General features: G+C 73.8%; 4 protein-coding genes. 2 read left to right on the plus strand and 2 right to left on the minus strand.

The window, feature by feature from the left end; genetic code table 11:
- Both HYE82_RS33920 and HYE82_RS33925 read right to left on the minus strand, forming a co-directional pair.
- Positions 1–980, minus strand: a 980-nt coding sequence (locus HYE82_RS33920) for a serine/threonine-protein kinase (protein WP_179178067.1), incomplete at its 3' end; no start/stop codon positions are given.
- 417 nt (positions 981–1,397) lie between these two features.
- The gene (locus HYE82_RS33925) at positions 1,398–1,748 is read right to left on the minus strand and encodes a DUF6191 domain-containing protein (protein ID WP_256988065.1); all 351 of its coding nucleotides are present in this window, start codon (positions 1,746–1,748) and stop codon (positions 1,398–1,400) included.
- Between the two features lie 1,688 nt (positions 1,749–3,436).
- Here HYE82_RS33925 and HYE82_RS33930 point away from each other — a divergent pair.
- Both HYE82_RS33930 and HYE82_RS33935 read left to right on the plus strand, forming a co-directional pair.
- The gene (locus HYE82_RS33930) at positions 3,437–4,012 is read left to right on the plus strand and encodes a TetR/AcrR family transcriptional regulator (RefSeq protein WP_179178065.1); all 576 of its coding nucleotides are present in this window, start codon (positions 3,437–3,439) and stop codon (positions 4,010–4,012) included.
- Positions 4,013–4,027: 15 nt separating this feature from the next.
- Positions 4,028–4,909, plus strand: a complete 882-nt coding sequence (locus HYE82_RS33935) for an NAD(P)H-binding protein (RefSeq protein WP_179178066.1) — start codon at positions 4,028–4,030, stop codon at positions 4,907–4,909.
- Positions 4,910–4,921: the final 12 nt, after the last annotated feature.

The following is a 4,921-nucleotide window of genomic DNA, read 5'->3' on the forward strand; positions in this document are numbered from 1 at the left end:
GACCAGGCCCGCACGATGCTGGAGCGGGCGGCGGAGGGCGTGGCTGCGACCGGAGCCGTGGGGGTGGGCGCGACGGCGACCGGTGGCACTGCCGGGGCCGGCTGCGCCGGGTTCTCCTCGGCGGCGCCGGACGCCACCCGCTCCAGCATCGTGCGGGCCTGGTCGGCGGTGGGACGACTCTCCGGCTCCTTCGCCATCAGCGCCGACAGCACCGGCGCGAGCGGCCCGGCCCGCCGCGGCACGGGCAGCGGTTCGGCGACGATCGCGGACAGCGTCGACCACACGGAGGTCCGGCGGAACGGCGAGACGCCCTCCACCGCCGCGTACAGGGTCATCCCCAGTGACCAGATGTCCGAGGCGGGTCCGGGTTCCCTGCCCTGGGCCCGTTCCGGCGGCAGGTAGTCGAGCGAGCCGACGATCTCGCCGCTGCGGGTCAGCTTCGCCAGCTCCTCGTCGCCGGGAGCCTGCATGCTGGCGATGCCGAAGTCGGTGAGCACGACCCGGCCGCCGCGCTCCAGCAGCACGTTGCCCGGCTTCACGTCCCGGTGCAGGACGCCGGCCCGGTGCGCGGCGTCGAGCGCGTCCATCAGCCTGGCGCCGATGGCGGCGGCCTCGTACGGGTCCAGCGCGCCGCGCTCGGCGACGACCTGGTCGAGCGAGGGCCCGTCGACGAGTTCCATCACGATGACCGGCAGGCCCCGCTCCTCGGTCACGTCGTGCACGGTGACGACGCCGACGTGCCGGATGCGCGCGGCGGCCTGCGCCTCGCGCCGCATGCGGTTCCGCAGGTCGGCCTGTTCGGCGGGGCTGGCGTCGGTGTAGGCGCGCAGCAGCTTGACGGCGACCTCCCGGCCCAGCACCTCGTCGACCGCCCGCGCGACCACGCCCATGCCACCGCGGCCGATCACCTCGGTCACCCGGTAGCGCCCCCCGAGTGCCCTGCCGACCAGGTCTCCGCCATTCGCCTGCTCCGATGGCACCGGCACCGCCCGCTCCGTTCCCTCACCGGCCGTCCGTCGACAGCCCTGCCGGGGGCCAAGCGTAAGGGCATGGCCACGCCAGGCTTCACCTGCCCGCTGACAGCGCCTCAGCCGGGGCCGCTCCGGGGCGGCTCGGACGTGGCGTCCTCGTACGGGCCCTGCCCGGTGCGGCCCGGGTGATCAGCACCAGCGGACACCTGCCAGCGGGCCGGCCGTGGCCGCCGGGGCCGGGCCGGCCCCCGCCGCCGAGGCCGGGCGCCCGAGGACTTCGTGCCGGGGACGGTGCAGTGGGACGGTGCGGTGGGACGCCCGAAGCGCTGCCTACCGGCGCACCCACGCGGTCATCGAGATCCGGTCTGGTCTCTCGCTCCCCGTAGCCCGCCTCGCCGAAGACCGTGCGTTCCCCCGGTCCGCGCTTCACCGCCGGCTTTCAAGGGCACCGCGCCTGTCGGCGCGCGGGCCGCCCGCTTCCTGCGGCAACACGATGAACGCGGTGCCCGCGGTCAGGTCGATGCTGGAGCGAGGCGGCGCACCGTCGCTCTCGTCGCCCCGCCTCAGCAGCTCCACCCGCCGCTGCTCCAGCTCCGCCGCCTTGTTTCCGTTCACGACGGCCGTGAATTCGTCGAAGACCGTGCTCGACAACGACCGCCCCGTGCGCCTGCGCAGCCACGGCATCAAGCCCAGCCCCGTGAACCATCGCCACGCGCTCTCCACCAGGGCGAACAAGACCAGCAGACACACGAACGCCGGAAACGACATGAGCCACATCGTCACAGCCGGCTCCTCATCGTCCGCAGCACAGGGGACCGGCGGGAAACGGCGGACGGGGCGGCGGCGCTCCCCTCGGAGGTGCGGACCGGGAGAACCCGGGGATCCGGACACCGGTGCGCGCGGGGACCGCTCGCACCGGAACTCCGGCCCCCGTCCCGGCAGCGTCGCATGTCACCCCCCAGGGGTGTCGGCCCGTCCCGGGGGCCGTGCGCTCTGCCCGGAGCGGCTCCGGCCGCTCGGGCGGCCCGGGCAGCTCGGGCCCCTCGAACGCCGCCGTTGGACTCGTCCCGCTGATTTCCATGGGATCACTGTTCCGGATCCAGCGCACGCAGGGATCGGGCCGACGCATGATCCGCCTCCCCCCTGCGGGGGAGGCGCTTCGACTGGCCACCGCACCGTTCCTCACACCTGACGACCCGACACCCTGCTGACGACCAACCGCTGCCGCCACCCCACTCACCTCCCGGAGTCCCCTGATTCTTTGATCTCTCCGGGGCAACCGGCCGGCCCCGGGGTGGGTCGTACAGGGGTCGGGTGCGTTTGAGTGCCTGACTCAGCTGACACCAGGGACCCTCTTGATGCGGTTGAACCGCAGGCGCAGCACGGCCGAGCAGCGGATCGGGGCGGCACTGGCGGCCGGCGCGCTGGTGCTGGGCGCCGCGGCTGCTGCCCAGGGGCGCCGTCGCCGGGCCCGGCGGTCCCGGACGCCTCGGCGGCCGGGAGGCAGAGCCAGAACGGGTCGAGGGGCTCCCCGAACCGTTTCCACGGCCTCGTCACCTCCGAGGAACTCCTCGACGCCGCGGTCGAGAACGGCCAGAAGCAGAGCCTCCGCCTCGGCTTCATGGTCATCGCCGACAAGCCCGTCCAGGGGGCGGAGCTGCCGACGCCGGATCCCCCGCACCGGCAGCGGGCGGGCTCGCCGCCGCGGCCGTGGCGCTCGGCGCAGCGCTGTACGCCGCGGCCCGGCGGCGCCGTGAGCAGCGGTGGGGGGCGATAGCCGTTGGCCGGGGCCGTTCCGGGCGGTTCAACGCCCGGAACGGGACGACTCCGCTCACCGGATCCGGGCTGCGGTGGGCCTCGGCCGGCCCGCCGCGTTGCGGACACAGCGGCACCGCCCGCCGGCACTGGTCGCCCTCCGGCAACAGGCCATGCGCGTGCCGGCTTCGTGCTCAGCGGAAGGTCGGTCGGCACGGGAGGGCCCCTGCACACCCTCTCGGTCCGCCGACAGACCCTCGGCACGCCGCCAGGACACCGACGACGGCTCACCGCCGGAGATCACGGTGCCGTCGAGCGGGGTGCCGAGACCGCTCTCCAGGATGCCGACACGTTCGCCGAGACTGTCCGCAGGACCGCCCGCAGGCCTCCTCGTCCGCGTCGGGCTCCGCACGGAGGATCCACTCGCGCAGTTCGGCGAGCGTGCGCCCTTGACGGTGGCGGACGGGCCGACGACCGGCGGCGTATCCACGTCGGCCGTCGTCCAGGCTGATCCCGTGCGGCGCGCGGGGCGTGCCGGGCGCGTGCCGCGCGTGGGTGGTGGAGGAGGCGGCCCCTTCGGTAACAGGGCGTCGGATGTGACGCGGGAAGCTCAGCGCCTTCAGCCCACCCAAGCATCGAAATGAGACATTCATGTTCCAGGATTGAGTGGTGAAGGCCCAAGATGGGTGACGATCCGTTACGTTCGGGACATGAGCAGTGCAGCTGTGGAATCCGGAACGCGGAGTCGTACGCGTCGCGCCATCCTGGGCGCGGCCGCGGAGGTGCTCGCCCGGGACCGCGCCGCGACGCTCGCCGACATCGCCAAGGCCGCCCAGGTCGGGCGCAGTACCCTGCACCGCTACTTCGCCGACCGGGAGGTGCTGGTCAAGGCGGCCGCCGCCGACGCCTATCTGGTGATCCAGCAGTCGATCCTGGGCGCGGCGGTGGACGAAGGCCCGCCCCTGGAGGCGATGCGCCGGCTGGTCGCGGCGATGGTCGGCGCGGGGGATCGGCTGCTGTTCCTGTACGGCGACTCCGCCGTTCTCGAAGGCTTCGAGGCGGGTGACGAGCCGGACTCCGTGGACCGGATGGTCGGCGACCTGATCACGCGCGGCCAGGCGGAGGGGGTGTTCGACCCGGACGTCGCGGTGCAGTGGATCCAGGGCACGCTGTGGGCGCTCGTCTACGCGGGCTGTGAGTCGGCCAGTCGCGGCGTCCTGCCGCGGCACGGTGTCACCGCAACGGTCATCCGCACGCTCGAAAACGGCATCCGAGCGCGGGGTTGAGGGGCGTGGTACGCAATGACGATCTTGGTGACGGGCGCGACCGGGCACGTGGGACGGCGTGTGGTCGGACAACTGATGGAGGCCGGTGAGAGCGTACGCGCGCTGACCCGCAGGCCGGACGGCTCCGGGCTGCCCGCCGGGGTCCAGGTCGTCGCGGGCGACCTGGCGCAGCCCCGGACGCTGCCGGACGTCCTGGCGGGGGTGGAGAAGATGTTCCTGTTCCCCGTCCCGGAGACGGCCCGGGAGGTCGTGGACCTGGCCGTGAAGGCGGGAGTGCGCCGTGTCGTGGTGCTCTCCTCCGCCACCGTCACCACCGGCTGGGACACCGAGTACCACCTGCCCGTCGAACGGGCCGTGGAGGCATCCGGCCTGGAGTGGACCCATGTCCGGCCCGGCGAGTTCGCCGTCAATTCCCTGCACATGTGGGGTCCGTCGATCCGCGCCCGCCGCACCGTCGTCGAGCCGTACCCCGCCCTGATCGGCACCCCGATCCACGAGTGGGACATCGCCGATGTCGCCGCCGCCTCGCTGGTCGAGGACCGGCACGTCAACACCGTCTACACGCTGGCCGGTCCGCAGACGCTCAGTCGGCGCGAGCAGGTGGCGGCCATCGCCGAAGCCCTCGGCGAGGAGATCCGCCTCGAGGAGGTCACCGTCGCCGAGGCCCGTGCCTTCTACCACCGGCAGGGCGGCTGGGCCGCGGCGAACGCCGACTTCCTCCTCGGCTACGAGGACTACTCCGGAGTGGAGTCGGTCCCCGACGAACCCGCCGTCCGGGAAGGCGCCGAGCCCCCGGAGGCCCCGGGGACGGGGACGGTCACCGCCGACGCGGTCACCGGCAGGCCCCCGCGCCCGTACGGCGAATGGGCCCGCGACCACACCGCCGACTTCCGCTGACCCGCCCCGCCC

Origin of the sequence: Streptomyces sp. BR123 (genome assembly GCF_013401435.1) — a bacterium.
Classification (GTDB): domain Bacteria; phylum Actinomycetota; class Actinomycetes; order Streptomycetales; family Streptomycetaceae; genus Streptomyces.